24 protein-coding genes and 1 pseudogene are annotated in these 24,669 nt (G+C 64.4%); 8 read left to right on the top strand and 17 right to left on the bottom strand.

Features of this window, described 5'->3' with window-relative positions:
- Window positions 1-16: 16 nt before the first annotated feature.
- The 3 genes from JJE66_RS18455 to JJE66_RS18445 all read right to left on the bottom strand — a co-directional run bounded on the left by JJE66_RS18455 (window position 17) and on the right by JJE66_RS18445 (window position 4,698).
- Window positions 17-1,549 carry an SPOR domain-containing protein gene (locus JJE66_RS18455; protein ID WP_200518570.1) on the bottom strand — a complete coding sequence of 511 codons (1,533 nt, stop codon included), beginning with the start codon at window positions 1,547-1,549 and terminating at the stop codon, window positions 17-19.
- 140 nt (window positions 1,550-1,689) lie between these two features.
- Window positions 1,690-3,480, bottom strand: a complete 1,791-nt coding sequence (gene argS / locus JJE66_RS18450; RefSeq protein WP_200515727.1) for an arginine--tRNA ligase — start codon at window positions 3,478-3,480, stop codon at window positions 1,690-1,692.
- Window positions 3,481-3,489: 9 nt separating this feature from the next.
- Window positions 3,490-4,698 (bottom strand): deoxyguanosinetriphosphate triphosphohydrolase, encoded by a 1,209-nt coding sequence (locus JJE66_RS18445; RefSeq protein WP_200515726.1) that lies wholly within the window; start codon window positions 4,696-4,698, stop codon window positions 3,490-3,492.
- Window positions 4,699-4,834: 136 nt separating this feature from the next.
- Between JJE66_RS18445 and erpA the strand changes: the two genes are divergently transcribed.
- Window positions 4,835-5,164, top strand: coding sequence for an iron-sulfur cluster insertion protein ErpA (erpA, locus tag JJE66_RS18440; protein WP_200515725.1), 330 nt, complete (start codon window positions 4,835-4,837; stop codon window positions 5,162-5,164).
- A 201-nt stretch (window positions 5,165-5,365) separates the two neighbouring features.
- Here erpA and JJE66_RS18435 read toward each other — a convergent pair whose 3' ends face one another.
- Window positions 5,366-6,091, bottom strand: a complete 726-nt coding sequence (locus JJE66_RS18435; protein ID WP_200515724.1) for a DUF4272 domain-containing protein — start codon at window positions 6,089-6,091, stop codon at window positions 5,366-5,368.
- Between the two features lie 145 nt (window positions 6,092-6,236).
- Between JJE66_RS18435 and JJE66_RS18430 the strand changes: the two genes are divergently transcribed.
- On the top strand, window positions 6,237-7,139 hold the full coding sequence (locus JJE66_RS18430) for a hypothetical protein (protein ID WP_200515723.1): 903 nt from the start codon (window positions 6,237-6,239) through the stop codon (window positions 7,137-7,139).
- Window positions 7,140-7,175: 36 nt separating this feature from the next.
- Here the strand turns inward: JJE66_RS18430 and JJE66_RS18425 are convergent, their stop codons facing one another.
- Together JJE66_RS18425 and JJE66_RS18420 are read right to left on the bottom strand one after the other, a co-directional pair.
- Window positions 7,176-8,207, bottom strand: a complete 1,032-nt coding sequence (locus JJE66_RS18425) for a dienelactone hydrolase family protein (protein ID WP_246756456.1) — start codon at window positions 8,205-8,207, stop codon at window positions 7,176-7,178.
- Between the two features lie 163 nt (window positions 8,208-8,370).
- Window positions 8,371-10,701: an ATP-binding protein gene (locus JJE66_RS18420; RefSeq protein WP_200515721.1), complete on the bottom strand. Its 2,331-nt coding sequence runs from the start codon at window positions 10,699-10,701 to the stop codon at window positions 8,371-8,373.
- Window positions 10,702-10,835: 134 nt separating this feature from the next.
- Between JJE66_RS18420 and xth the strand changes: the two genes are divergently transcribed.
- Entirely contained in the window at window positions 10,836-11,633 is a 798-nt protein-coding gene (gene xth / locus JJE66_RS18415; protein WP_200515720.1) for an exodeoxyribonuclease III, read from the top strand.
- Window positions 11,634-11,685: 52 nt separating this feature from the next.
- On the opposite strand, the gene JJE66_RS18410 is transcribed toward xth, so the two are convergent.
- Complete coding sequence (locus tag JJE66_RS18410; protein ID WP_200515719.1) at window positions 11,686-12,510, bottom strand: tetratricopeptide repeat protein; 825 nt, start codon at window positions 12,508-12,510, stop codon at window positions 11,686-11,688.
- Entirely contained in the window at window positions 12,497-14,221 is a 1,725-nt protein-coding gene (gene ilvD, locus JJE66_RS18405) for a dihydroxy-acid dehydratase (RefSeq protein WP_200515718.1), read from the bottom strand. The genes JJE66_RS18410 and ilvD overlap by 14 nt, the downstream gene beginning before the upstream one ends.
- A 606-nt stretch (window positions 14,222-14,827) precedes the next feature.
- Here ilvD and JJE66_RS18400 point away from each other — a divergent pair.
- Both JJE66_RS18400 and JJE66_RS18395 read left to right on the top strand, forming a co-directional pair.
- The gene (locus JJE66_RS18400; RefSeq protein ID WP_200518568.1) at window positions 14,828-15,106 is read left to right on the top strand and encodes a metal/formaldehyde-sensitive transcriptional repressor; all 279 of its coding nucleotides are present in this window, start codon (window positions 14,828-14,830) and stop codon (window positions 15,104-15,106) included.
- A gap of 5 nt (window positions 15,107-15,111) precedes the next feature.
- Window positions 15,112-16,173, top strand: a complete 1,062-nt coding sequence (locus JJE66_RS18395) for a sulfite exporter TauE/SafE family protein (protein WP_200515717.1) — start codon at window positions 15,112-15,114, stop codon at window positions 16,171-16,173.
- On the opposite strand, the gene JJE66_RS18390 is transcribed toward JJE66_RS18395, so the two are convergent.
- Window positions 16,168-16,572 carry a MerR family transcriptional regulator gene (locus JJE66_RS18390; RefSeq protein WP_200515716.1) on the bottom strand — a complete coding sequence of 135 codons (405 nt, stop codon included), beginning with the start codon at window positions 16,570-16,572 and terminating at the stop codon, window positions 16,168-16,170. The genes JJE66_RS18395 and JJE66_RS18390 overlap by 6 nt on opposite strands.
- Before the next feature lie 85 nt (window positions 16,573-16,657).
- Here JJE66_RS18390 and JJE66_RS18385 point away from each other — a divergent pair, with 85 nt between their 5' ends.
- A complete protein-coding gene (locus JJE66_RS18385) occupies window positions 16,658-17,098 on the top strand; it encodes a hypothetical protein (protein WP_200515715.1) in 441 nt (146 codons plus the stop codon).
- Complete coding sequence (locus JJE66_RS18380; protein ID WP_200515714.1) at window positions 17,098-17,322, top strand: hypothetical protein; 225 nt, start codon at window positions 17,098-17,100, stop codon at window positions 17,320-17,322. The genes JJE66_RS18385 and JJE66_RS18380 overlap by 1 nt, the downstream gene beginning before the upstream one ends.
- Here the strand turns inward: JJE66_RS18380 and JJE66_RS18375 are convergent.
- The 8 genes and pseudogenes from JJE66_RS18375 to JJE66_RS18340 all read right to left on the bottom strand — a co-directional run bounded on the left by JJE66_RS18375 (window position 17,319) and on the right by JJE66_RS18340 (window position 22,092).
- Complete coding sequence (locus JJE66_RS18375; protein WP_200515713.1) at window positions 17,319-18,104, bottom strand: CbtA family protein; 786 nt, start codon at window positions 18,102-18,104, stop codon at window positions 17,319-17,321. The two genes, JJE66_RS18380 and JJE66_RS18375, sit on opposite strands and share 4 nt — an antisense overlap.
- Before the next feature lie 10 nt (window positions 18,105-18,114).
- On the bottom strand, window positions 18,115-18,324 hold the full coding sequence (locus JJE66_RS18370; RefSeq protein ID WP_200515712.1) for a CbtB-domain containing protein: 210 nt from the start codon (window positions 18,322-18,324) through the stop codon (window positions 18,115-18,117).
- A 3-nt stretch (window positions 18,325-18,327) separates the two neighbouring features.
- Entirely contained in the window at window positions 18,328-18,618 is a 291-nt protein-coding gene (locus tag JJE66_RS18365; RefSeq protein ID WP_200515711.1) for a hypothetical protein, read from the bottom strand.
- Between the two features lie 171 nt (window positions 18,619-18,789).
- A complete protein-coding gene (locus JJE66_RS18360; RefSeq protein WP_200515710.1) occupies window positions 18,790-19,011 on the bottom strand; it encodes a hypothetical protein in 222 nt (73 codons plus the stop codon).
- An 87-nt stretch (window positions 19,012-19,098) separates the two neighbouring features.
- A complete protein-coding gene (locus JJE66_RS18355; protein WP_200515709.1) occupies window positions 19,099-19,356 on the bottom strand; it encodes a hypothetical protein in 258 nt (85 codons plus the stop codon).
- 272 nt (window positions 19,357-19,628) lie between these two features.
- A complete protein-coding gene (locus JJE66_RS18350; protein WP_200518566.1) occupies window positions 19,629-19,841 on the bottom strand; it encodes a hypothetical protein in 213 nt (70 codons plus the stop codon).
- A 231-nt stretch (window positions 19,842-20,072) separates the two neighbouring features.
- Window positions 20,073-20,249, bottom strand: a complete 177-nt coding sequence (locus tag JJE66_RS18345; RefSeq protein WP_200515708.1) for a hypothetical protein — start codon at window positions 20,247-20,249, stop codon at window positions 20,073-20,075.
- 107 nt (window positions 20,250-20,356) lie between these two features.
- Window positions 20,357-22,092, bottom strand: a pseudogene (locus JJE66_RS18340) (adenylate/guanylate cyclase domain-containing protein).
- A 326-nt stretch (window positions 22,093-22,418) separates the two neighbouring features.
- Here JJE66_RS18340 and JJE66_RS18335 point away from each other — a divergent pair.
- Window positions 22,419-24,605 carry a lytic transglycosylase domain-containing protein gene (locus tag JJE66_RS18335; protein WP_200515707.1) on the top strand — a complete coding sequence of 729 codons (2,187 nt, stop codon included), beginning with the start codon at window positions 22,419-22,421 and terminating at the stop codon, window positions 24,603-24,605.
- The last annotated feature ends 64 nt before the right edge of the window (window positions 24,606-24,669 follow it).

Here is a 24,669-nt window from a genome sequence, read left to right as displayed (position 1 = left end):
GTCAAGGAAACCGCCGCTAATTCCTCTGGACGAAGCAGGACGGCAGGCCCGCAGACTTCAGGTTGTTGCAAGCCTGCACAGCCTCTTCGGCCGAGCCGTAGGGACCTGCGAAGGCGCGGTAGACGATTCCCTTGCCCTTGTCGGTCAGATCGACTCGTTTGATGACCGGCGAGCGAGAGCCGAGCACGCTGCCATATTTGCTCTGGAGCACCCGGTACGAGGCGTGCGCGCTATCCTCGCTCTGCTGCGAGGAGACCTGCACGACGAAGCCGCCGCTGCTCACGGGCGCAATCTGCGTCGGATTGGTCGCAGCCATGCGCTGCGGCGGCTCGGCGGGCGCGGCTTGGGGCGCCAGCGAGAGCGGCTGGTTGACACTGGCATTGGCCGAGGTTGGCGGTGTTCGCGGCGCGGCGACCGGCTTCGGCGGCGCGACCGGCCTCGCGGGTGACGGCGCGGCGCCTTGCGGCACGGCGCTGTCGGTCTGATCGCCCCTCACCGCCACGGTCTTGATCGAGCGTGGCGCGCTGTTCGGCATCGTCCCGTTGCTTGGAATCGGACTGGCGCTCGGCGGCAGAACGGCGGACGGTGACACGCTCGCAACAGGCGGCGGGTTCGCATTCGGATTCAGCGGCGGAAACACCACACGCGGGCCGGCCGCCTTGGCGTTGACGTCGACGGGTGCCTCCTCGCGCGGCACGATCTTCTCACTGCCGTCACCGCTCATCATGCGGTCCGGCACCTTGGCCGAGGAGTCCGACGGTGCCGGCACGATCTTGGTCGGCGTATTATCGGCCTTGATGATCGGTGGTTCGCCGCTGCGGGGCGAGCCGACATAGGTCTTGTAGGCGAAGGCGGCGCCGGTCCCGACTACGGCGAGTGCAAGGATCGCAGCGACCGTCATCATGCCGCCGCGCGACTTCCTGGGCTCATCGAGGTCGGCCTCGGGATAGTCGCTCTGGAACGCGTAGGGATCGTCCGGATAGGCCGGCTCACGCTGGAAATCCTGCTCGCCCTCCAGCCGGCCGTAGAGCGCGTCATCGTAGCGTGCCGGATCGGGTTGCTCGTAGGGCGCCTCGTAGCCCTGCTCCTGATGAAAGGCCTGCGGCTGATGAACCCGGTCCTGATACGCGTGATCCGGATAGGGCTGCGGCTGATGAAGATCAGGCTCGGGTGCGGTCGGTTGGGCTGAATAGCGATGCAATGGATGAACAGGGTTTACTGAGACGGGATAGTCAGGCTCGGGAGTGGGCGCCGGCTGCACATTGGCGCGCCGCATCCATGAGGGCGGACCGGGCTGAGGCGGCGGCGCCGGCTCGGCATAGTCCTGCTGGTAGTCGTCCTGCGGATAATCGTCTTCGTGATAGCTCTGCGTGGGCGCAGGCGCTGCCGGCGGACGCGGGCTCGGCCGCCCCTGCGCCGCGAAGGGATCGGTCTGCCCGATCAGGCGGGCGAGTTCGGCCAAGGGATCGCTCTCCACCCTCCCATGCTGGTCGGCACCGCGACCATAGTCATCGGAAGCGAAAGGTCTGTCCTGATATCGATCGGCCATCGTGATGATGCGTCCCTTCGGGAAAGCCGCGCGCCCCTCGACCAAGGCGCGGCTTTCGACCCACAAGGCTTTCAACCAAGTCTAAGCGATCCGGCTTCTGCCGGTACCCCCAAAATTCCCCTTAAGTAGTTCGCCCCAAACTACCGCATCTCGTCCGGGGCATGGACGCCGAGGATGGCGAGGCCCGATGCCAGGACAGAGACGACGCCCTGGACCATGGCCAGTCGCGCCTTCGTTAGATCTGCATCATTATTGATAATGAAGCGTAAATAGGGCAAATCGCGCCCCTTCGTCCAAAGTGCGTGAAATTCGCTCGCTAAGTCATAGAGATAGAAGGCAATTCGGTGCGGCTCATGGGCCGCGGCGGCGGCTTCCAGCATCCTCGGATAAATTGCGAGGCGCTTAAGAAGATCGAGCTCAACGGGGTCCGACAGCCGTTCCACCGCCGACTCACCCAGCCACGCGATCCGCCTGTCCGAATCCCCCGGCAGTTCCGGGAACATTTCGGCCCGCGCGTTGCGGAAGATCGAGTGGCCGCGGGCGTGGCCGTACTGAACATAGAACACCGGATTGTCGCGCGACTGTTCCATGACCTTAGCGAGGTCGAAATCCAGCACCGCATCGTTCTTCCGGTAAAGCATCATAAAGCGGACGGCATCCTGGCCGACTTCATCCACCACCTCACGCAAGGTGACGAAGTCCCCGGAACGCTTGGACATTTTCACCGGCTCGCCATTGCGCAGCAGCTTCACGAGCTGGACGATTTTGACGTCGAGCGCGCCCTTGCCGGAGGTGGTCGCCTTCACCGCCGCCTGCATGCGCTTGATGTAGCCGCTATGATCGGCGCCCCAGACGTCGATCATCTCGGCGAAGCCGCGGTCGAACTTGTTCTTGTGATAGGCAATGTCTGAGGCGAAGTAGGTGTAGGAATTGTCCGACTTGATCAGCGGACGATCGACGTCGTCGCCGTAAGCGGTCGCCTTGAAGAGCAGCTGCTCGCGGTCCTCCCAATCCTCGACCGGTGCGCCCTTCGGTGGCGGCAGGCGGCCTTCGTAGATGTCGCCCTTGGCCTTCAGGAAATCGATGGTCTCGGCGACCTTGTTGTTGCCAGTCTCCATCAGCGAGCGTTCCGAGAAGAACACGTCGTGACGGATGTTGAGGGCGGCGAGATCGTCCTTGATCTCGTCCATCATCATCGCGATCGCCTTGGCTCGCACCGTCGGCAGCCACTGCGCCTCGCTCATCGCAAGCAGCTTGTCGCCGTGCTCCTGCGCCAGCGCCGCACCAACAGGCTTCAGATAATCGCCGGGATAGAGGCCTTCCGGAATGGCACCGATGTCCTCGCCGAGCGCCTCGCGATAGCGGAGAAAGGCGGAGCGCGCGAGCACGTCGACCTGAGCGCCGGCATCGTTGATGTAATATTCACGCGTGACATCGTGGCCGCCAAACTGGAGCAGGCTCGCCAGCGCGTCGCCGAACACGGCGCCGCGGCAATGGCCGACATGCATCGGCCCGGTCGGATTGGCCGAGACGTATTCGACATTGACCTTGGAGCCGCCGCGGACGCGGCCGTAATCGGCGCCCTCGCGCAGCACCGTCCGCAGGGCCTCGGCCCAGGCGGCAGGCTTTAGCGTCAAATTGATGAAGCCGGGACCGGCGACGTCGACCTTCTCGATCAGCGCATCGGCGCGGAGCCGTTCGGCGATCTGCTCGGCGAGGTCGCGGGGCTTGGCCTTTGCCTCTTTCCCAAGCACCATGGCGGCGTTGGTCGCCATGTCGCCATGAGTCGGATCGCGCGGCGGCTCGACCACCACACGCGCGAAATCGATGCCCTCGGGCCATTTGGCCTCCGCGGCGAGCGCGCGGCAGACGGCGTGCACGCGTGCGAGCACGTCGGCGAACAAATGCGGTGCTGAGGATGTGTCGGGCATGGCCGCCGCCTAACGCAAATCCGGGGTCGAGTCAAAGAGCCGCTGGTGCTCGGTCAGGGCGAAACGGTCGGTCATTCCGGCAATGAAATTACCGATCCGGCGGGCCCGGTCGCCGTCGTCGTCCGCCTCCGCCCCCACCAGCCATTCCGGCGGCAGGTCGGCCGGCGATGTCAGGTATTTCGCGAACAGGTCGAACAGGATCTGTTCCGCCTCGCCCATCACCCGCATCACCCGCGTGTGGCGGTACATGTGCTGGTAGAGGAAGCGCTTGATGGCAGCCTCCTCCTCGGCGACCACTGCGGGGAACGCGATCAGCGCCCGGCTCTGCTGGCGCACGTCCTGGGCCGATTGCGGCCTGGCGGCGGCAATGTTCTTCTGCGCCTCCGCGAACACCGCACTGATCAGATGCGAGATCAGCTCGCGCACCAGTTCAGCGCCGCGCCTGACGTCTTCGAGGCCAGGATAATGCGCCGAGGTCTCGGCGATGATCTCCGCCGTGAGCGGCATGACCTTGAGATCATCGAGGTGGAACAGCCCGGCGCGCAGGCCGTCATCGATGTCGTGGGCGTCATAGGCGATGTCGTCGGCGATCGCCGCGACCTGCGCCTCCAGCGAGGCGAAGCTCCAGAGCTCGAGGTCGTAGCTCTTGACATAGTCGGCGATGCCGACGGGAACGCCACGCTCGCGATAGCGCCCGACCGGCGCGCCGCTGCGATCGGTCAGCGGGCCGTTGTGCTTGACGATGCCCTCGAGCGACTCCCAGGTCAGGTTCAGCCCGTCGAACTCGGGATAGCGGTGCTCCAGCGAGCCGACGACGCGGAGCGCCTGGGCGTTGTGGTCGAAGCCGCCGAACTCCTTCAGGCAGGCGTCCAGCGCCCGCTCTCCGGCATGGCCGAACGGTGGATGGCCGAGATCGTGGGCGAGCGCCAGCGTTTCCGTAAGGTCCTCGTCCAGCCCGAGCTGCCGGGCCAGCGCGCGGGCGATCTGCGCCACCTCCAGCGAATGGGTCAGGCGGGTGCGGTAATGGTCGCCCTCGTGGAACACGAACACCTGGGTCTTGTACTTCAGGCGGCGGAACGCGGTGGAATGGATCACCCGGTCGCAATCGCGCCGGAACGGGCTGCGGGTCTGGCTCGGCGGCTCGGTGACCAGTCGGCCGCGGCTGCGATCGGGGTCGCAGGCATAGGGCGCGCGGGGGGCTGCCATTCCGACGGACACGACGAATTTAGTCCCTATCCATTTGATTCTGCGTATCCTTGCACTTAACTATGCCGGACGCGGGATACCAGATGAATTGGGCAGGTGAACCTGACAAGTGAACTTGGTATGACCGCGGGACTATCGGAGACGAGCCATGACGACTGACGTGACCATCAGTGACCGCGCCGCACGCCGGATTGGGGAGATCCTCAAGGGCGAAGGCACAGGCGCGATGCTGCGCATCTCGGTCGAGGGCGGCGGCTGCTCCGGCTTCCAGTACAAGTTCGATATCGACCGCGCGCGCGGCGACGACGATCTCGTGATCGAGCAGGAGAACGCAGTGGTGCTGGTCGATTCCGCCTCCCAGCCATTTTTGGCGGGCTCGCAGGTGGATTTCGTCGATGATCTGATCGGCGCCTCGTTCCGCGTCAACAACCCCAACGCGACGGCCTCCTGCGGCTGCGGCACCAGCTTCTCGATCTAGCCCGACTCAAAATCTGCAAAACAACCCCATGCACAGTAGCCGGGACGAGGCTTTTCGGCTTTTGCGAAAATGATTTGACGCGTCGGGCAAAACAGGGGTAAGGTGTGATCATCGCGAGGTCCCCAAGTCGGGGTTCGACCGGACACACCTCGCGGGTTCGATACAGCCCAACGCCGTAGCGGCTCCTGCCGCAGTCGAGCGTCAGGTGTCAGTCGTGACATGATCCCACGCTTGCTCACCGCATCCGATCAGCCAGTTCAACGCGTGGTGTCTTTCTTGCGTCACGCCAGGATCGAGAGCTGCCGGTACCTGCTGCCCTCTCAGACGGGCGTTTCTAACAGCCCAGTGGTATCTGTAGATCAGATCGGCCTGGTCAAGAATGTCAGTGATCGGACGAAGTTTAGCGTCCTCGATAAATTCAGAGGTCGTCCTTTCGGCCATTGTCCCTGCGGCGAATCCCACATCGCAAATCTGACTTGGCTTGCCTAGTTGGGCCACGAAGCCCAATGCCCAAAGCAGAGCCCACGCGGCTTCGTGCCTCCAGGTGAATTGTATCCGGTCGTGCTGCGAGGGGGACTTTTCCAGTACGAAGGCGAGTTCCTTGGGAGTCAGATGGGGCCGGAGTTCATATGATTCCAGAAGTTGTTCAACTAGCTCTTCCCCAAGTCCCTCGCCCTTTGCAGCAACGAAAAGGACGCAAAGAGTGCGCAGCGCGACTTCTTCTTTTGATCGCTTCAGCGCCTCAGCCGTGGTCTCAATAACGGGTAGTGTGGCAAGGATAGGTACGCCCTCGGCTCGAAGGATGCTTTCTGACCTGAGCCTTCTATCAATAGCTTCCGCTGAGATTCCCCCGTTCTCCACCGACAGCCTCCCACTCATCACGCCAATTCCCCCAGCGCTTGTCAAACGCACAATATCACGAGCCATCTTCGGCCGCGACAAGTCCGAGCATGCCCATCGCAGCCTTGCCGTTTGGAGAGCATGCCAGACTGCGGCATCATAGCGCCACGGCGAAGCAATAGTGCCCGTCTTCATCGGCCGTGGCGCGCCAATAGCGGTAGTCAATTATCCAATGCGCATGATCAATCGTCTGCTCAGTTGCCTCGCCCTGCCCCTTGCCATCGCAGCCGTCCCGGCGCCTCCCGCGCACGCTAGTGAGACCTGCCCCTTCATCAGCGCCCAGGAGCTCGCCGGCGCGATGCCGGCGCTCAAATGGTCGCTGATTTCAAATCAGGACGGCCGCGGCTGCATCTACCAGGCCGGGCGCGGCGACACGATGATGCTGACCGTGTTTCGCAATCCGGACAAGGACCGCGCCAGGGAATTGTATGCGACCTTCGTCAAGACGCTTGGTGAGCGCATGCCGCTGAGCGCGATGTCGGAAATCGCCGATGAAGGTCAGCGCGGGACGACCGCCGCGGATGCGCAGCGCCAGGAGGCCTCAGTGCTTGCCCTGTCCGGCGATTACATTGTCCAGATTGGCGTCTATCCGATCGGCCGGCACGCCGACAACGCACTGCTCGGCCCCCTCACCCAGGTCGCGCGCATTGCCATTGGCAATGTGACCAGGACCAGCGAGCGGTTCGGCGATTGCGAATGGCTTAACGCCGCGGATGCCGACGGCTTCCTCGACACGAGCACGCTGCAGGTCCAGCGCACCGGCGCCGGCAGCTGCATGATGTTCGATCGGGAGGCCAACACCATGGTCGTCGCTGTCATCGCGACCTCGCGCGACACCGCCGTCGGCATGATGAAACGCGCAGGTCCCTGCCAACACGTGGCGATCCCCGAACTCGGCCGTGAGGCGTTCGGCGAGCATTCCTGCACCAAGGGCAACGGCAATGCCGTCAACATCTTCGTCTGGAAGAACGGCAAGCAGGCTTCGATCCTGTTCGCGCCGGTCAAGCCGCATCCGGAGTCCGGCTCGGTCGAGCGCCTGAAGGCGGTCGCCGGGCGGGTCTATGGAAAACTGTAGCGGCGCCGCGTTACGCTGGATCGCGTGGACTGTGGTTCAATCCCCCGCAAGCTTCTGTCCGACGGCGTAAAGACTGCAATCTTCGCCGCGCGAATTGATCTTGCATTTCATTAAGGCAGGCTCGCGCGCCTCGAGAGCTGTGCGGCCAAATCCAGTCCCGCAGTGGCCGCCCGTGCTCACCGCGAAGGCTTTGGCATCGTCGGGATTGGCGAGGTAGGCCGCGAATGATTCCTGGCACACGGCGACAGCCCCCGGCGGGATTGGCAGCTGCGCGAACAACGGCGCCTCTATGACAGTCTTGGCTGGAAGACCTAACTTTTCAAGAAACGGGTCGACGGCCGGAAACCAGGTGTCTGCCGGCGCGAGTATCACGGTGTTGTGGCCGTTCGGTTCGAACGGAGGCAGCACGTGCAACTGCGCGGGCGCACCGCCAGCGCTGTAGGCCGCGAACATGCGCCGTGCCAAGTCTGGACCGTAGAATTGATCGTTCTCGGCATAGAGCCAAAGCATGGGGACACGGGCTGTGCGCCCCAATGCGGCGACTGTATCGACCAGATGATCAGGCGAGCAAGGTTGGTTGGGTGCGGAGAAGCTATTCCGACCGCCATCAAAGTTCACTGCGCCAACGACCCCCGGTATGTTCTGTGCGGCGACGCCCATCACCGTGAGCCCCCCAACCGAATGACCGAGCAAGACAATATGCTCAGCGTCGACCCAGGGCTCATTGCGCAGTGAAGCGACCGCCGCAATGATATCGTCGCTGGCAGCGCGCACAGCCGGAAGATAGTCGCAGGCCTGCCGCGCAGACTCGGAGAACCCTCCCCCGGATCGGCCATAGCCACGACGCATGATCGAGACCACGGCATATCCTCGCTGCGCGAAGGCGACGGCCGCCTTGCTGTAGTCGACCGGAGAGCGGTTGAGGATTTCAGTGAAGAATTCTTCGCCGAAGCCGTGAGGCATTCCGTGAGTGATCACGACGAGAGGAAATTTGCCGGGGCGATCAGGATGAATGACGAAGCTTTCCAGCGACACTTTGTTGCCGGAGATCACGACAGGCAACATCATGTGCGCGCTCATTAGCGGCCCGTCGCCCGCGCGGGCAGAGGCTGTGAACAGGATGAGAAGCAGGGCAACAAGGCGCATGGCGCGGCAAGATAACACGGCGCATCCGAATTGCCTGCGTCCGGCCAACTGGTGCCAAACGCATATTCAGGCACGCGGCTAACGCCTACGCGCCCGTCAACTGCCTTTCCTCGTCCGTCCACTCCACCTCGACTGGCATCAACGCCGGCTGGAGCGGCGCGTCTTCCGTCATCACGTGTCCGTCCAGCGCGCGCAGCAACGCTGTGGCCAGCGCCGGTTTGCGTAGCGGCTTGGCCAGAAAGTCGGTCATGCCGACCTCGCGGCAGATCCTGACGTCTTCGGGGAAGGCGTTCGCGGTCAGGGCGATGATCGGCAAGGTTGCGAAGCGTCCACCTTCCGCGCGGATCGCGCGGGTGGCCGCAAGGCCATCCATCTCGGGCATGCGCACGTCCATCAGCACGATGTCATAATCGCCTTCGGAGGTGGCAGCGACGGCCTCGACGCCGTCGGTGACGACCCGCAGCTCGACGTCGAAGGCACCGAGCATCTTGCTCACGACCATGCGGTTGACCGCATCGTCCTCCGCGACCAGTATCTTCAACGGCCGTTCGAGGGTGGCAATGCGGGCCTTGAGGTCGTCGGCTTCGTCGCGGCCTGCATTCTGATCAGACGTTTGCGCCTGGCTCCACGGCAGCACCAGCGTGAAGCGGAAGGTCGACCCCTCGCCCGGTGTCGAGGTGACGCCGATGGTGCCGCCCATCTGCTCGATGATGCGCCGGGAGATCGCAAGCCCAAGGCCAGTGCCGCCGAAGCGACGGCTGATCGAGGCGTCGGCTTGGGCGAAGTCCGAGAACAGCTGCCCGAGCTTCTCGGGCGCGATGCCGATGCCGCTGTCGGTCACGGTCCATTCGACGGTTGCGAGCAGGTCGCGGCGCGCCTGGCAGGTCGCCTTGATCGTCACCTCGCCTTGGTCGGTGAACTTCACGGCGTTGGAGGCGAGGTTGAGCAGCACCTGCCGGATGCGCGCGACATCGCCGCGTAGCGCGGGCGGCAGGTTCGGATCGAGCTCGATCTTGAGGCTGATACCCTTGCTCTTGGCGCTCGCGCGCACGACGGTCGCGACCGTCTCGACCAGGGTTTGCGGCGCAAAATCGATCGCCTCGAACGCGAAGCGGCCGGCCTCGAGCTTGGACAGATCGAGGATGTCGTTGAGGATGCGCTGGAGGTTGTCGCCGGATTCGCGAATCGAGGTGACGGCCTCGTGCTGCTCTGGATCGAGCTTGGTTTCGAGCAGCATGCTGGCGAGCCCAAGCACGCCGTTCATGGGCGTGCGGATCTCGTGGCTCATCACCGCCAAAAAGTCCGACTTCGCGCGGCTCTCGGCCTCGGCCTTTTCCGCGCGCCAGCGCTCGGTGACGTCGCGGCCGAAGCCGCGATAGCCGAGAAACTGGCCATCGCGGTCATGGGCTGGCTTCGCGGTCAGCGACCACAGCCGCGCCTCGCCGCCGGCGACGACCTTGACGTTCATCTCGTGCAGCGGCTCGGCATGCTCCATCAGGCCGACGATATTGTAGGCGGCCGCCTTGTCCTCGGGACAGAGCATGTCGAGCACGTCGGCGAAATGCGATCCCTTCAGCAGTTGAAGCGGCAGCTGCGCGACGTCGGCGAAGCGTTCGGGAACGTCGACCAGATGCCCTTCAGCGTCGGTCTGCCACAGCCAGTCGCTGGCGTTCTCCTGGAAATCCTTCAGCAGCAGCGAAATGATCTCGGTCTGGCGTTCCAGCTCGAGCCGGGCCTTGAGATTGCCCAGGAACAGATTGCCTTGCGAGACGATGTTGCGCGCCATGAAGAACGCGAACAGCAGCAGGAATACCGCCGTCATCAGGTACGGCCCGGTGCCGCACAGCAACAGCGCGCCGGCGCAGGCAACCGTCATGGTGGCGAGATAGACGAGACCTGCGCGCGGGAAGGTCGACAGCGTGAAAGCGCCGCCCGACATCATGCCGACCATCAGGCAGGCCAGGATGAGCTGGCTGGTCGGCTCGAGGCGGCTGAACAAAGCGAGCGGCAGCGTGCCCCAGACCGCGGCGAGGAAAAATGCCTGCCGCAGCATCTGCCGCGCGGCGCGGCGTGACGCTTCCTGCGGCGGGTTCTGATGCGACCGGCGCCACGCACGAACCGCGAGCGAGCCGGTGGCGGCAAGCGTCAGGCCCCAGATCGCGAGGAAGTCGTTCCAGCCTCTACCCCAGAACAGGATCAGCACGATGGCGACGTTGAGCATGGTGACGGCCATCGTCACGGGGATGGCCCGCGTCACCGCGTCGATCTGCCTGGCGCGAATGCGGCGCAGCTCGCGCTCGCTGAGACCGGCGGTCAGGCCATCCTCGATCTCGAAGCCGCCGAGCCAATACAGGAACGCGCCGATCAGGCCGTCACGCGGCTCAGTCTGTGTCGAGGATTTGTCCGGCCATCCCATCCGCGGAACCTTTTCCGTATCAATGGCCTGCGGTCGGCTTAAGCCGGGTTAATTTTGTGGGAGATTTTGCGGCGTCCTTGACGGGCGCGTTTGCAGTTTGTTCTAACCATGGCCCCTGCCTGGAGCTCCCCGACATGCCCATCAGAGTTGCCACCTGGAACGTAAACTCGGTCCGGCAGCGGATTGATCTTCTCCTGACATGGCTCAGGGAGTGCCAGCCGGACATCGTCTGCCTCCAGGAGATCAAATGTGTCGACGAGGCCTTTCCGCGGCTGGAGATCGAGGCGCTGGGCTACAACGTCATCACCCACGGGCAGAAGACGTTCAACGGCGTCGCCCTGCTCTCGAAGCTCAAATTCGACGAGACCACATCGGGGCTCGCCGGCGATGACGAGGACGCCCATGCCCGCTTCCTCGAGGGCGTGGTGACGCTCAAGCGCGGGGTGCTGCGCATCGCCTGCCTCTATCTGCCCAATGGCAATCCCGTCGGGACGGAGAAATATCCCTATAAGCTCAAATGGATGTCGCGACTTCTCGAGTATTCGAAGGAGCGCCTCAAGACCGAAGAGCCGCTGATCCTCGCAGGCGACTTCAACGTCATTCCGCATGCCCGCGACGTCCACAATCCAGCCGCCTGGACCGAGGACGCCCTGTTCAAACCGGAGACACGGGAGAGTTTTCAGTCCCTGCTCGGCCTCGGCCTGACCGATGCCTTGCGGGCCGTCACCGACGAGCCCGGGCTCTACACCTTCTGGGACTACCAGGCCGGGGCCTGGCAGAAGAATCATGGGCTGCGCATCGACCATCTGCTGCTGTCGCCGCAGGCCAGCGACCGGCTCGCCAATGTCGGCATCGACAGCTATGTGCGGGCCTGGGAGAAGCCGTCGGACCACGTGCCGGTGTGGGTGGATCTGGATCTCGAGGCGGCGTGAGAATGGTGGATTACGCCTTCGGCTAATCCACCCTACGCACCGAGGTCCCCCCCTATTCGCGGCGCCCCTGCACCCACTGTTCCAGCATTTGCAGGCACATGGCGCGGTCGTCGTCGGAAGCCTTGGCCAAGGCGCGGTTGTAGTTTTCCTTGATCCAGATCTCGTCGACGCCGGCGCTGTCACGCGCGAGCGTCAGCCACATCAGGCCGCGCGCGGCCTGCCGCGGCAGGCGGTCGCCGTTGAACAGCATCTGTCCGAGCAGCGCCTGGGCCTCGTGCTGGCCCTTCTGGGCGGCCAGACCGAGCCAGCGCGCGCCATAGCGGAAATCCTCGCGCGAGGCGTCCGGCGTCTTCAGATAGAGCCGGGCGAGATCGTATTGCGCATCGGCGTTGCCGAAATAGGACGCCGCATAGGAGAACATCTCCCGCGCCCGATCCGGATCAGGTTTGATCTTCGAGTTCGGAATGCCACTCAGATAGTAGCGGCCAAGCGCAACGAAGGCGTTAGCCACGATCTGCGCCTGCGGCGCCGACGGGCTGTCATCGGCATGCGCGTTGGCGATCCGGGTGAAATATTCGAAGGCGCGCACGTCGTCCTGGGCCACGCCGTCGCCGTTGGCGTACATGCGGCCGAGCTTCCACTGCGCGATCGGGTGACCGCCCTCGGCGGCGTATTGCAGGGCGCTCAGCGAGGTATCCTGGGTCGCCGCCGGCGGCGCGGACTTGCGCACTACGCCCGCAGCACCGGGCAAGGTGGTCACCACCGGGATGGTCGCATCCTTGGGATTGACCGGCGCCCCGTCGAAGGCGAGCGCCGGCGCGGCCAGCGCGGTAGCCCCCAACACAAACGCAACGATGGTACGCCTAGATATCCGCATAACACTGTTTCTCGTGCGCGCCACCCGGATGGGTCACTGCCCCATCGACCGCCGGCCCAACCTGCTGAGCATATTTCCAGAGCGCGCCCGTCGTGTGGTTAGTCGCGCGAGCGCTCCACTTGGTCTTGCGTTGCGCGAGCTCGGCGTCGCTCAATTTTACGTTAAGGATTCCGGCAACGGCGTCGATCTCGATGATGTCGCCGTCCTGCAACAGTGCGATCGGGCCGCCGATGGCGGCCTCAGGCCCGACATGGCCGATGCAGAAGCCGCGGGTGGCGCCGGAGAAGCGGCCGTCGGTGATGAGCGCGATCTTGCCGCCCATGCCCTGCCCGGTCAGCGCCGCAGTGGTCTGAAGCATTTCCCGCATGCCGGGTCCACCCTTGGGGCCCTCGTAGCGGATCACGATGACTTCGCCTTCGCGGTAGGTGCGGTTCTGGACGGCCTCGAAGGCGTCCTCTTCCCGGTCGAAGCAGCGCGCCGGACCGGTGAACCTCAGATTGGACATTCCCGCGACTTTCACGATCGCACCTTCTGGCGCCAAATTGCCCTTCAGACCAACCACACCGCCGGTGACGGTGATGGGCTTGTCTGCCGGGTGCACCACGTCCTGGTGCGGATTCCACTTCACGCTCTTGAGGTTTTCGGCGATCGTTCGACCGGTGACCGTAATGCAGTCGCCGTGGAGAAATCCATTGTCGAGCAGCGTCTTCATCAGAAGCGGTATGCCACCTACTTCAAACATGTCTTTGGCGACATAACGGCCACCCGGCTTCAAATCCGCGACATACGGTGTCTTTTTGAAGATTTCGGCGACGTCGAACAGGTCGAACTTGATGCCGGCCTCATGCGCGATCGCGGGCAAATGCAGTGCAGCATTGGTCGAGCCGCCGGAGGCGGCGACCACGGCGGCCGCATTCTCCAGCGCCTTGCGGGTGACGATGTCGCGCGGCCGGAGATTGGACGCAATCAGGTCCATCACCTTCTCGCCCGCGGTCATGCAGAAGGCGTCACGGATTTCATACGGTGCCGGAGCACCGGCCGAGTAAGGCAGCGCGAGCCCGATGGCTTCCGAGACGGTCGCCATGGTGTTGGCGGTGAACTGTGCGCCGCACGCGCCCGCCGACGGACATGCCACGCGCTCGATCTCGTCGAGATCCTCATCCGACATGGCGCCGACCGAGTGCTTGCCGACGGCCTCGAACATGTCCTGCACGGTGACCTGCTGGCCGCGGAAATTGCCGGGCAGGATTGAGCCGCCGTAAATGAAGATCGAGGGCACGTTGAGGCGGACCATCGCCATCATCATGCCCGGCAGCGACTTGTCGCAGCCGGCGAGCCCGACGAGGGCGTCGTAGGCATGGCCGCGTACGGTCAGCTCGACGGAATCGGCGATGCATTCGCGCGACGGCAGTGACGAGCGCATGCCGTCATGGCCCATGGCGATGCCGTCGGTGACGGTGATGGTGCAGAACTCGCGGGGCGTGCCGCCGGCCGACGCGACGCCCTTCTTCACCGCCTGCGCCTGGCGCATCAGCGAGATGTTGCAGGGCGCGGCCTCGTTCCAGCAGGAGGCGACGCCGACGAAGGGCTGGTGGATCTGCTCGGTGGTCAGACCCATGGCGTAGAAATAGGAGCGATGGGGCGCGCGCGCAGGGCCTTCCGTCACGTGACGGCTCGGCAGCCTCTGCTTGATGTTGGTCTTGGCGTCCATCGCGACCAGTTTCCTTGGTCTAGTTTCCTTGGTCCAGTTTCCTTGGCGAACCCTTGTCAGACCCGGAACATGAGACCCAAGATTTGAATCGACCTTTTCGATCGACCTTGGGGATTTCCCGCCTGCCATGGGCCAGCCCAGCCCTGAAACGTCAGAGCGATTTTATTCATGTTTGGGTGTGGCCAAAAAGCGGCGCCGATGCGAACGGACTGCGATAACCGTTAAATCGCACGTGGATGTTGCCTGGAGAGCACAATCGTGGCTCAGAGGACACGGAGAATGCCTACAGTGTTACCCTCACGGGAGGGGGCATCCCGCAACTGGAGATGTTGTGGCGTACGCGGCGGGCCCAAAGCGAGGGCGATGGCGGGCGGCCCACGACTGAGTCGGCGATGACGCTGCCGCATCACTGCAAGCCTGGCTCGCGATCAGTAACGACGTACGATCGCGCCTCCAGGTCGCGCCGGGATGGGCGAAGTCGTAAAAATGTGTGGCCCGGCGGTGCAAGCGAAATTTCTCTTTTTTAGAACTTTGATGACCCGCCCTGCTTGGCCAGATGAGGTCGACGCATTTGACAGCTATAGGGTACCCCCCTATCTTATGGACATGTCGCACACCATCAAGCACAAGTCGAAGCTCATCGGCCGCGTCCGTCGCATGAAGGGGCAGCTCGAGGCGGTCGAACGCGCGCTCGAGTCGGAGATCGGTTGCGCCGATGTCCTGATGCTGGTGGCTTCGGTGAAAGGCGCGATCAGCGGCCTCACCACCGAACTGCTCGAGGACCACATCCGCCACCATGTCGTGGATCCCGCGCACGAGAAGGATCCGGAGAAGGCCAGGGGCGCGGCCGACCTCATCGACGTCGTCCGAACCTATTTGAAGTGAACGACATGACCGACCTGTCTCATCTGCTCCAACAGAGCAGCGCGCACGCATGGCTGTTCGTGCCAAGCGCGATCCTGCTCGGCGCCCTGCATGGTCTCGAGCCCGGCCATTCCAAGACCATGATGGCCGCCTTCATCATCGCGGTGAGAGGAACGGTGCTTCAGGCCGCGCTGCTCGGTCTGTCGGCGGCCATCTCCCATACCGCGGTGGTCTGGGCGATCGCGCTCGCGGGACTTTATTTCGGCCGGGAATTGTCCGGCGAACGCAGCGAGGCCTACCTGCAACTGGCGTCCGCCGCCATCATCATCGGCGTTGCCGCCTGGATGGTCTGGCGCACGTGGCGAGAGCAGAACCACGAGCACGACCACGACCATCACGACGAACCGCAATCCGTCTCGCTAGCCGGGTCGTCCCTGCTGCTGGAGGTTTTTGAAGACGGCGTGCCGCCGCGCTGGCGGATCCGGAGCGCGAACGGCGCGCTTCCCGCTGCCGGCGACATCAAGGTGACCACGCTTCGCGAAGACGGTTCGGAGCAGACCTTCGCGTTCGCCTCCCGGGACGATTACCTCGAAAGCGTCGAGGAAATTCCCGAGCCGCATGCATTCAAGGCGCGCGTGACCCTGGGCGCCGCCGCCGCAGAGCTCCTCTTCGAAGAGCACGATCACGGCCACATGAATCTCGGCGACGAGGACGATGCGCACGCCCGCGCCCATGCCGCGGACATCCGCAAGCGCTTTGCGGGAGGCAACGTCACCACCGCACAGATCGTCCTGTTCGGCCTCACCGGTGGACTGATCCCCTGCCCCGCCGCGATCACCGTGCTGCTGCTTTGCATTCAGCTGAAGCAGTTCAGCCTTGGCTTCGTCCTGGTGCTGTCCTTCGGCATCGGGCTCGCTATCACGATGGTGTCGGCAGGCGTGCTGGCGGCGCTCAGCCTGCGGCACGTCGAACGACATTGGGGCGGCTTCAGCCGCTACGCTCACCGTGCGCCCTACGTATCGGCGGCCCTGATCGTCTTCGTCGGCCTCTACACCGGCTGGATCGGCCTGCACGAACTGATGTCATGATCCGCAATTGATCTCTCCTGGCTGCAGGATCACGCAATCCGGCGCGGCGCTGCCGCAGCAGGTTGTCTCGCAGCCGCTCACCAGCGCGGCTACTGTCGTCTCAAGCGCGCGCAACTCCGCGATCTTCTTCCTGATCGATGCGAGGTGCTGCTCCGCAAACGCCTTCGTGTCGCTACAGGGCAAGCGCCGATGCACCGATGCGAGGATGTTGCGGGTCTCGTCAATCGAGAAGTCGAGATCGCGGCAATGCCTGATCAGGCGGAGTGCATTGACGTCTTCGCCGCCATAGATGCGCTGGCCGCCCTGGCGCGCCGGCGGCGTGAGCAGGCCGATGCTCTCGTAATAGCGGATGGTCGGGACCGAGACTCCGGCGGCTTTGGCGAGGACACCAATTCTCATGGAAGCTCTCACTTTTCGCTTGAACCTCAAGTGGCCTGAGGGCGTAGCGATCAGGTTCGAGACGCACAAGCATGAGGAGAATCACATGAGCGTTATTGGACCGTCCTGCGGCCTCCCCTCGGAGACGTCGTCGGGATGCGGCTGCGCTGCGAAGATCGAGCAAGGTGGCGGCAAGGCCGCGGGCACCGCCGTGGCGACGGCTATTGTCGCTGCAGCCTGCACGGCGTGCTGCCTGCTTCCCTTCACCTTGCCCGCTGTGGTGCTCGCCAGCGCGGGAAGCCTGATCGCCGTGCTCGACCATGCGCATGGCCAGATAACGAAGCTGTCGATTGCCGTCGTGCTCTGCGCCTGGGGCTGGATCGTGTGGCGGTCGCGAATGACGGGCTTGAAAATCCGATCGACGGTGCTGGCGGCGATGTGCGCGGCGACCGTGCTGACCGCGACGGCCGCATTGTGGCCGGCAATGGAGTCCGTCGTCTTCCACGAGCTCGGCGTGGCCAAGAAGCCGAAGCCGCCGGCCGGCTGATGGACGGGCTCGCGATCTTCGGACTGCTGTCGGTCGGCGCGATGCTGCTGTTCTACGCGCTCGAGCCGCGCGGACCGCATTATGTGCTGGCCTTCGCGGCGGCGTGCGCGCTCAGTGCGATTTACGGCTTTCTCCAGGGCGCCTGGCCGTTCGGATGTGTCGAGACCGTCTGGACCGCGGTCGCGTTGCTACGGTGGCGCACCGCGACACGGTCGCAACGTTAGCCGCGCTGGTCCGCGCCGCGGTCGAAACGCGCGAATACCATACTCGTCAAACCGCCGAGCAGGGTCCAGAACACCAGGCTCGTCACCGTCACGGCGGTGACGAACTGATGCGTCAGTGACGACGGCACGTTGGTCTCGATGTTGGCGAGTTCGGGTGCGCCGATCAGATGCGGCAGGGTCAGCAGGATCACGCCGGCGATCGCCGCCGGCACCGAGCGGCGGAAGACCATCAAGGCAAGCCCTCCGGCCGTCGCCAGCACGGCGGCCAGCCACCAGATCTGCCGCGACAGCAACGGCGCGGCAGGCACGCCGGGCAGCTCGGGCGGCAGGCCGAGGCCGGGCGCAAGCGTGAAGACGGCAAAGCCCGCCAAGCCCCACAGCAGGCCTTCGTGCCAGGAGACGCTGCCGCCGGTGGCACCGCTGCGCACGGCGAAGAAGCCGGCCAGGAGCAGCGCGAAGCCGATCGCGGTCAGGATGTTGGCAGCGGCGGTGTAGGCGTTGCGTTCGAACCCGTCGCGCGGCTCCCACGCCCCGGCGCCATGGTCGTGGTCGCCGGCGCCATGGTCGTGACCGGCATGATCATGGTCTGCGTGATCATGCCCGGCAGCCGTCGGTTGCGCGGTGGCTGGAACGTCATGCTGATGTGCTTCCGCCGCCTTCTCGAAGACTTCCGCCTTCAGGATCAGGGGGACGGTGCCGAACTGCTGGACGACAGTGACGATGAGACCGACGATGAAACCGGCAATGACCGACGCGAAGACGATCGCGCGAAACGTGCTCATGCCACCCCGGCTAGTGGCAGGGGAACGCGTTCGAATGCCGCACGTCGTGGGCAGCGTTGTGGACGACGTCGATATGCGAGAAGCCGACCACCCCGACGACGAACACGCCGAGCATCATCGCCATCAGAGCCTGCGACAGCCGTCCCACGTGCCCGGCGGCAACCGGAAGCGTGACCTGAGCGTTGGCGAGCTGGGCGTTCGTGAGCTGCGACGGGCTCATAGGCTATTCTCCATTGGCGATTTGCGCGTCTTCTAGCAGCTTCCGGGCGATGTCGCGACTGGTAAGATGCAGGCTTGTCCCGGGCAAAATGCCCTTGCGGGCAATCTTGGCGCCGGCGGCGGCTCGAAAGGCGGCTTCAAACCGCCGGAAATAGCCGAGGCAGGCCGCCGGCGACGGCTCTGTGCCGAGCAAGGTTCGGAAGGCGCCCCGGTGCACGGCACAGATCGCGCCATGGCCGGTGACTGAAAACACCAGCGACGCGATGTCGTCGCGCCAATGGGCCTCACTGATCAAGCTGTCGCGCGTCCCGCAAGACTTGCGAGCGCAGACGACTCGGTCAGCATCGCAAAGCAGACTGGGTGAAGGCGAATGCGGTCGGCATGCAGCGGCAGGATCGTGAGCACCATGGACAATCTCCTGGCGACAACCCTACCACGGCTATCGACGAATTCCGCCAGTACGCAATCAGGCCGTCTCCCGCTCCGCGCGCGTCCTGATCGTGGCCCGCTCGCCGGCATCGACGAGCTGGCCGATGCCGGTCCTACCCGCGAGCGCACAGCGGATGATGTTTTCGGCGACTGACCTGCGGAAGCCATGATCCTCGCCGTCGGGACGATGGCGGCAAACCCGGTCCAGCGCCAGCTTCATGTTGATCCGTGTGCGGGTGTCGAAATGCTCGCTGATCATGCGTTCAGCCTCGATGCATTGGTGTCGAGGCGGAAACGTCCGACGGTTGGCAGGGTTCCAAAACGGGATCGCGCAATGATGTGCGGCTTATGTCCGCCCCCGCGGACGTTGGGCCTGGGCCCAGGCAGCAGTCACGTCCTGCGGCGGAATATCGACGCGCTTGATCGGTAGCAATTGCCCGGATGCGGATACGATCGCGGTCTCCTCGCGGCGGCAGCGCGGGCAGACGAAGCGGACCTCGTGTGGCTGCGCCGACCAGCTCGCACGCTTGACATTGGCGGCCATCGGCCAAGCCTCGCAATGCGAGCACGACACCAGAAACCGGCCGGGATCGAGCATACCCATTCATTCGACTCCGCGTCCTGCCTGCTCCTTCCAATGAGTATCCTATGTCATTCGTTCCGGTGGCGGAGCACCGTCAGCGGTTCAGCTCTCGCGGTTCCCCGATCGCTGCCACATCCGCGCCAGCGTTCCATCGCGCATCACCAACGGCATCCCCAGACGGTCGCCGAGATGTGGAGCGCCACGGCGGCATGGACGACATAGGCCAGCGTCTCCTGCGCGAGCTCGCCGGCATGGGCGATCTGCGGGCTGTCGGTCACCAGACGCGGCCCCGCTCAGTGCGCGCCCCTCAGCGTGCAGGAGGTGGTGCAGGTGACCGTATTGCCGTGGTCGCACGACTTGCAGGCGGCAACGCACTGGTTCATGTCGCGCGGATTGTAGGAGCTGTAGCTGCGTATCGGACAAAGCGGGGTCGAGCCCGTGACGTCCTGCTCCTGGTTGCAGGCTGCCGTCATGAGCGCAAACAAGATGACCGCAAACAGACGCATGGCAAACAGACGCATGGGATGTCATCCACCGGACGAGCAATTTTCGTGGGCAATGTTGCATGGCAACCTTGCCCGGGCATTCCCATCGCCGGGAACCGCGCCGCGCGACTCCCGCTTCCCAGCGAGCATGCGTCTCAATTGTTAAGAACGGATTGCGACCGCGCGACGTCTCGCAAACGCAGGGATGCCCCCGGCGTCGTACCTCGCTCCAACTGGAACCCTTAGGCCATGTCAGGCTGCCGCCCTGGTCGCGATCGCCTGCCGCATGTCGACCGCGAGCTGCCGGTACTGCTCCGACAGCTTTAGGTAAAATTCGCGCTTGTTGCTGTCGGTGGCAAGCTTGGTGATCAACTCGCATTCGGCCGTGAGTGTCTCGAACCGCTCCAGCCTGTCCTCAAGTTCTGTCATCGGCGTATCCCCATCAAACGCCTCAAGGACAACAAACCTAATCCCGGAAAATGCGTCACGGCGAACATCGTTATGAGATAGAATCAATTATTCCCGGAGGCGGAGGGCTATTTGCTGTCCATCCGCCACGCGCCGTCCCAATCGGCGGCAGGCGGATTGGCCGCGAACTCTGCGATGCGGGCGAGCAGCGTGCGCGTAGGGCCATCGCCGGGGGCGCTCTCCAGCGCGGCGTTGAACGCGGTGCGTGCGTCGTCGAAGCGGCACGCGCGATACGCGGCAAGGCCTTCGGCATAGTGCGCGCGCAGGCTCTCCCGGGCGGGGGCAAGCGCACCTGCCCGGCCCATCATTTGGAACACGGGCTGCGGCGCACTCTGGCCGGCAACCGCGAGGCGATCGATCTCGCGCAGTTCGAGCCGTGAGCCGATCGCATCCGCCGTTGCCTGCGAGATCAGGATCCGGGTGCCGTAGAGCTTGTTCACGGCTTCCAGACGCGAGGCAAGGTTCACCGCGTCACCCATCACCGTAAAGCTCATCATCAGATCGGAACCGATGCTGCCGGTCAGGACCTCGCCGGTGGCAATGCCGATGCGCAGATCGCAGAGACCCGGCATGGCGCGGATGCCTAGGAGGTCCGGCAGCTGCTTCTGAAGCGCCGGCACCTGGTCGGTCATCTCGATGGCTGCGATACCGGCGAGCAGCGCCGGCTCGTCCTCCTCGATGAAGGGCGGGCCCCAATAGGCCATGATGGCGTCGCCGATATATTTGTCGATGACGCCGCGATTGCTCCTGATCGGGCCGGACATCATCGTGAAATAATGGTTCATCACCTTGACGAGGCCGCGCGGCGTCATGCCCTCGCTCATCGAGGTGAAGCCGCTCATGTCGCAGAACATGATCGTCATCACCCGGCGCTGGCCGTCGATGGCGACCTCCGGCCGGTCGATCAACCCCTGCACCACCTTGGGATCGATGTAGCGGCCAAAGGTCTCGCGGATGCGCTCGTTCTGGCGCAGCTGCTCGATCATGCGATTGAAGGCTGCGGCGAGTTCGCCGATCTCGTCCTGAGTCGTGATGCTGATGGTCTTGTCGAAGCGGCCCGCCTCGACTTCGCGGGTGCCGGCGAGCAACAGCCGCACCGGACGCGTGATGCCGCTACTGACCAGCAGCGCAAAGGCAAAGCCGACCACAGCGGCGAGGATCGTCACGATGCCCGAGATGATGATCGCCTGGCGCTGACGGTCGATCACCTGCGAGGTGCTGAAGTAGACCTGCTTCAACATGTCGGCACGGACTGCGTCGATCTTCTGGTTGAATTGGTCGCGCAGCGTGTCGATCCGCTCCAGCGTGCCGCGGGCCTCCGTCATCTGGCGCGCATCGACCTGCTTGAGGAGCTTTGCATGCTCCTCGTTCAGATCGCGGCGTAGCTCGGCGACGGCGGTTTCCATGCGCGTCTCAATCCGCGCCAGTGCGGCATTGTCCGAGAAGGTCCTTGGATCGTCGATGATCGCGTTGATGAGCGTGCGTGCGCCCTCGGCTTCTTCCTCGATCTTGCGGTCGATTTCCTCGAACTCGCGCAGGCGCGCCGCATAGGCCTCCTCGTCCGAGGGCGACTGCATTTTGGTCATGACCATGCGCCGCAGCGCCAGCGCCCGCTCCAGCGAGCGGATATTGGCGCGCGCCAGATGCCCGTAGGCCGGGATGTAGCGGTCGGTCAGTTCGTCCAGGAGCAGGCCGACCTGCTCGACATCACCATCGACAGGATCGATGTGACGACCATCAGGACGATCAGTCCGAGGGCGATGCCGACGATTTTGCGCCGGATCGTCTGGTTGAACAGCGGCATGGGGAGCGGGGCAAAGGGTGAAGGACGGCTTGATGGAACTCAATACACCGGATTTCGGCCGGGGAACACGCGCAATCTGGCCGCTGGTGGCGCCGCGAGCCGTCCGCAACCGTCGCGCAGCCTTCATTCGTTAACAAAGGTAAGGAGTCTCGCTCTATCCTCCGTTGCACAAGTTCCCGCGTTCCATCCGTATTTTGCCGCATTGTTGCGGGAGCGTGAGGAATGCGAAACAATGCTGCGTCACCGTTCTTCATGTCGATTTGATTCTCGAGCCGCATGTCGTCGCGGACTTTGGTTTGTACTGGTTTCGCAGGGGGGACCACGGAATGAACCAGTGCCTACGCTCGCTCGCGTGTGTCGTTGCCATGGCCGCACTGGCGCTGCTCCCGACGGAGCTGGCGGCGAAGAGCAAATCATCAGCGCCGAAGAAGACCCTCGAGGCCAAAGCCGGAAAGCAGCGGCACGCTGCGGCGGGCAAGCACGGCAAGCATGCCCAGGCCAAGCGCAAGTCGAAGAAGCAGGACGAATCCGCGGACAAGCCGGCCCCGCCGCCATTGACCGGCGACCTCGTCGCGCTGAAGGATGCGATCGACCTTGCGCGCAAGGGCAAGACCGATGACGCGACGGCCGCGCGCGACCGCATTGCCGATCCCGCCGGACAAAAGCTCGCCGACTGGTTCATGCTGCGCCATTCCGAGAGCACCGCGAATTTCAAGCGCTACGCCGCTTTCCTTGCCGCCAATCCGGATTGGCCGAGCGCCGCGCTGCTGCGCCGCCGCGCCGAGGCTCGGCTGTGGCAGGAGAAAAGCGATGCGGCCACCGTGCACGCCTTCACGATGGACCGGCCGACCAGCGCCAAGGGCAATTTCGCGCTCGCCCGCGTGCTGATCGCCGAAGGCGACAGCGACCGGGCCGCGCGTCTCGTCCGCGAGGCCTGGCGCACGGACGAATTGTCCGAGCGCAGCGAGGAGGATTCCTACGAAGCGTTCCACGACCTCTTGACCGCCGAGGATCATCGCGTCCGCATGGACAAGCGCCTGGGCGCCAAGGACTACGCCGGTGCGAGGCGCGCCGCAAAACGTCTCGGCGAGGATGCGCTCGCGATCGTCAAGGCCTGCGCCGCCGTCAACGGCAAGGAGAACAAGGCCACGGACTATCTCGACGAGGTATCGGCTGACGCGCGCCGCGACCTCGGCTACGTGCTGTGCCGCGCGCAATGGCATCTGCAGAAGGACCGCGTCGACGACGCGGCCGAACTGATCCTGGCTGCGGCGCCCGACGCGATGGCGGCCCAGGACACCGATGCGTGGTGGCGCGAGCGCCGCCTGCTGGCGCGAAAACTGCTCGACCAGGGCAAGTTCAAGACCGCCTACGACGTGGTGCGCGCGGCCGCGATGCCGGCAATGGAGGTCTATCGCGTCGACTACCACTTTATGTGCGGCTGGATCGCGCTACGCTATCTCGACGATCCCAGGACCGCGATGATGCACTTTGCCGCGATAGACGAAGGCTCGGCCAATCCGATCGCGCTGTCGCGTGCCAATTACTGGCGCGGCCGCGCAGCAGAAGCCATGGGGGCCACAGCCGACGCACGCATGAGCTACAAGACTGCCGCGCGCTATCCGACCGCGTATTACGGCCAGCTCGCCCGTGCCAAGCTCGGCCTCGACAATGACAATATCGAGTTGCGCGCGCCCTCGCCGGTGCTGGCTTCAGCAGAAGCAGACACCCCGCCCGCGGACGACCGCGTGCGCGCCGCAGACATGCTCTACCGCATCGGCGAGCGCGACGTGGTGCTCTACTACGCTGAGGATTTTGCCAAGGAGAGCGCCGACGTCGCGGCGCTCGAAGCGCTCGGCGAACTCGCCAGCCGGCGCAACGACGCGCGCGTCATGCTCGAAATCGGCAAGTCGGCGCTGGCGCGCGGGCTGGCGCTCGACCACTACGCCTTCCCGACCATCGGCATTCCCGAGCACAAGCAGATCGCGCCGGCGATCGAGACCAGCGTGATCTATTCGGTGGCCCGCACCGAGAGCTCGTTCGACCAACGCGACAAGTCATCTGCCAATGCCGTTGGCCTGATGCAGGTAACACCGGAAGCCGGACGCGACACCGCAAAGCGCTTTGGTGTCACGTATGACTGGGACAGGATGGTCTCCGATCCCGTCTACAACACCCAGATGGGCGCCGCCGAGCTGAGCGCTTTGCTCTCCGAATATCGCGGCAACCAGATCATGACCTTCGCCGGTTACAACGCCGGCCGCGGCCGGGTGCGCGAATGGGTGCAAGCCCACGGCGATCCGCGCGACCCCAAGATCGACCCGGTCGACTGGGTCGAGCGCATCCCGCTCTCGGAGACGCGCAACTATGTCCAGCGCGTGATGGAGAACGTGCTGGTATATCGCGCGCGGTTCGAGGGCAGCGGCGCAGTCGCGGGCAAGAGCGACCAGCGCATGGTGACGCAGGATGCGACCGCCAAGGCAACGCCGGTCGGATTTATGGGATCGGAGTAAGCACCGCTTCGTAGGGTGGATTAGACCGCGGCTGCGCGAGCGCAGTCCGCTGGCGTAATCCACC

Origin of the sequence: Bradyrhizobium diazoefficiens (assembly GCF_016612535.1) — a bacterium.
Classification (GTDB): domain Bacteria; phylum Pseudomonadota; class Alphaproteobacteria; order Rhizobiales; family Xanthobacteraceae; genus Bradyrhizobium; species Bradyrhizobium diazoefficiens_C.
This window is presented reverse-complemented; position numbering and strand designations above follow the sequence as displayed.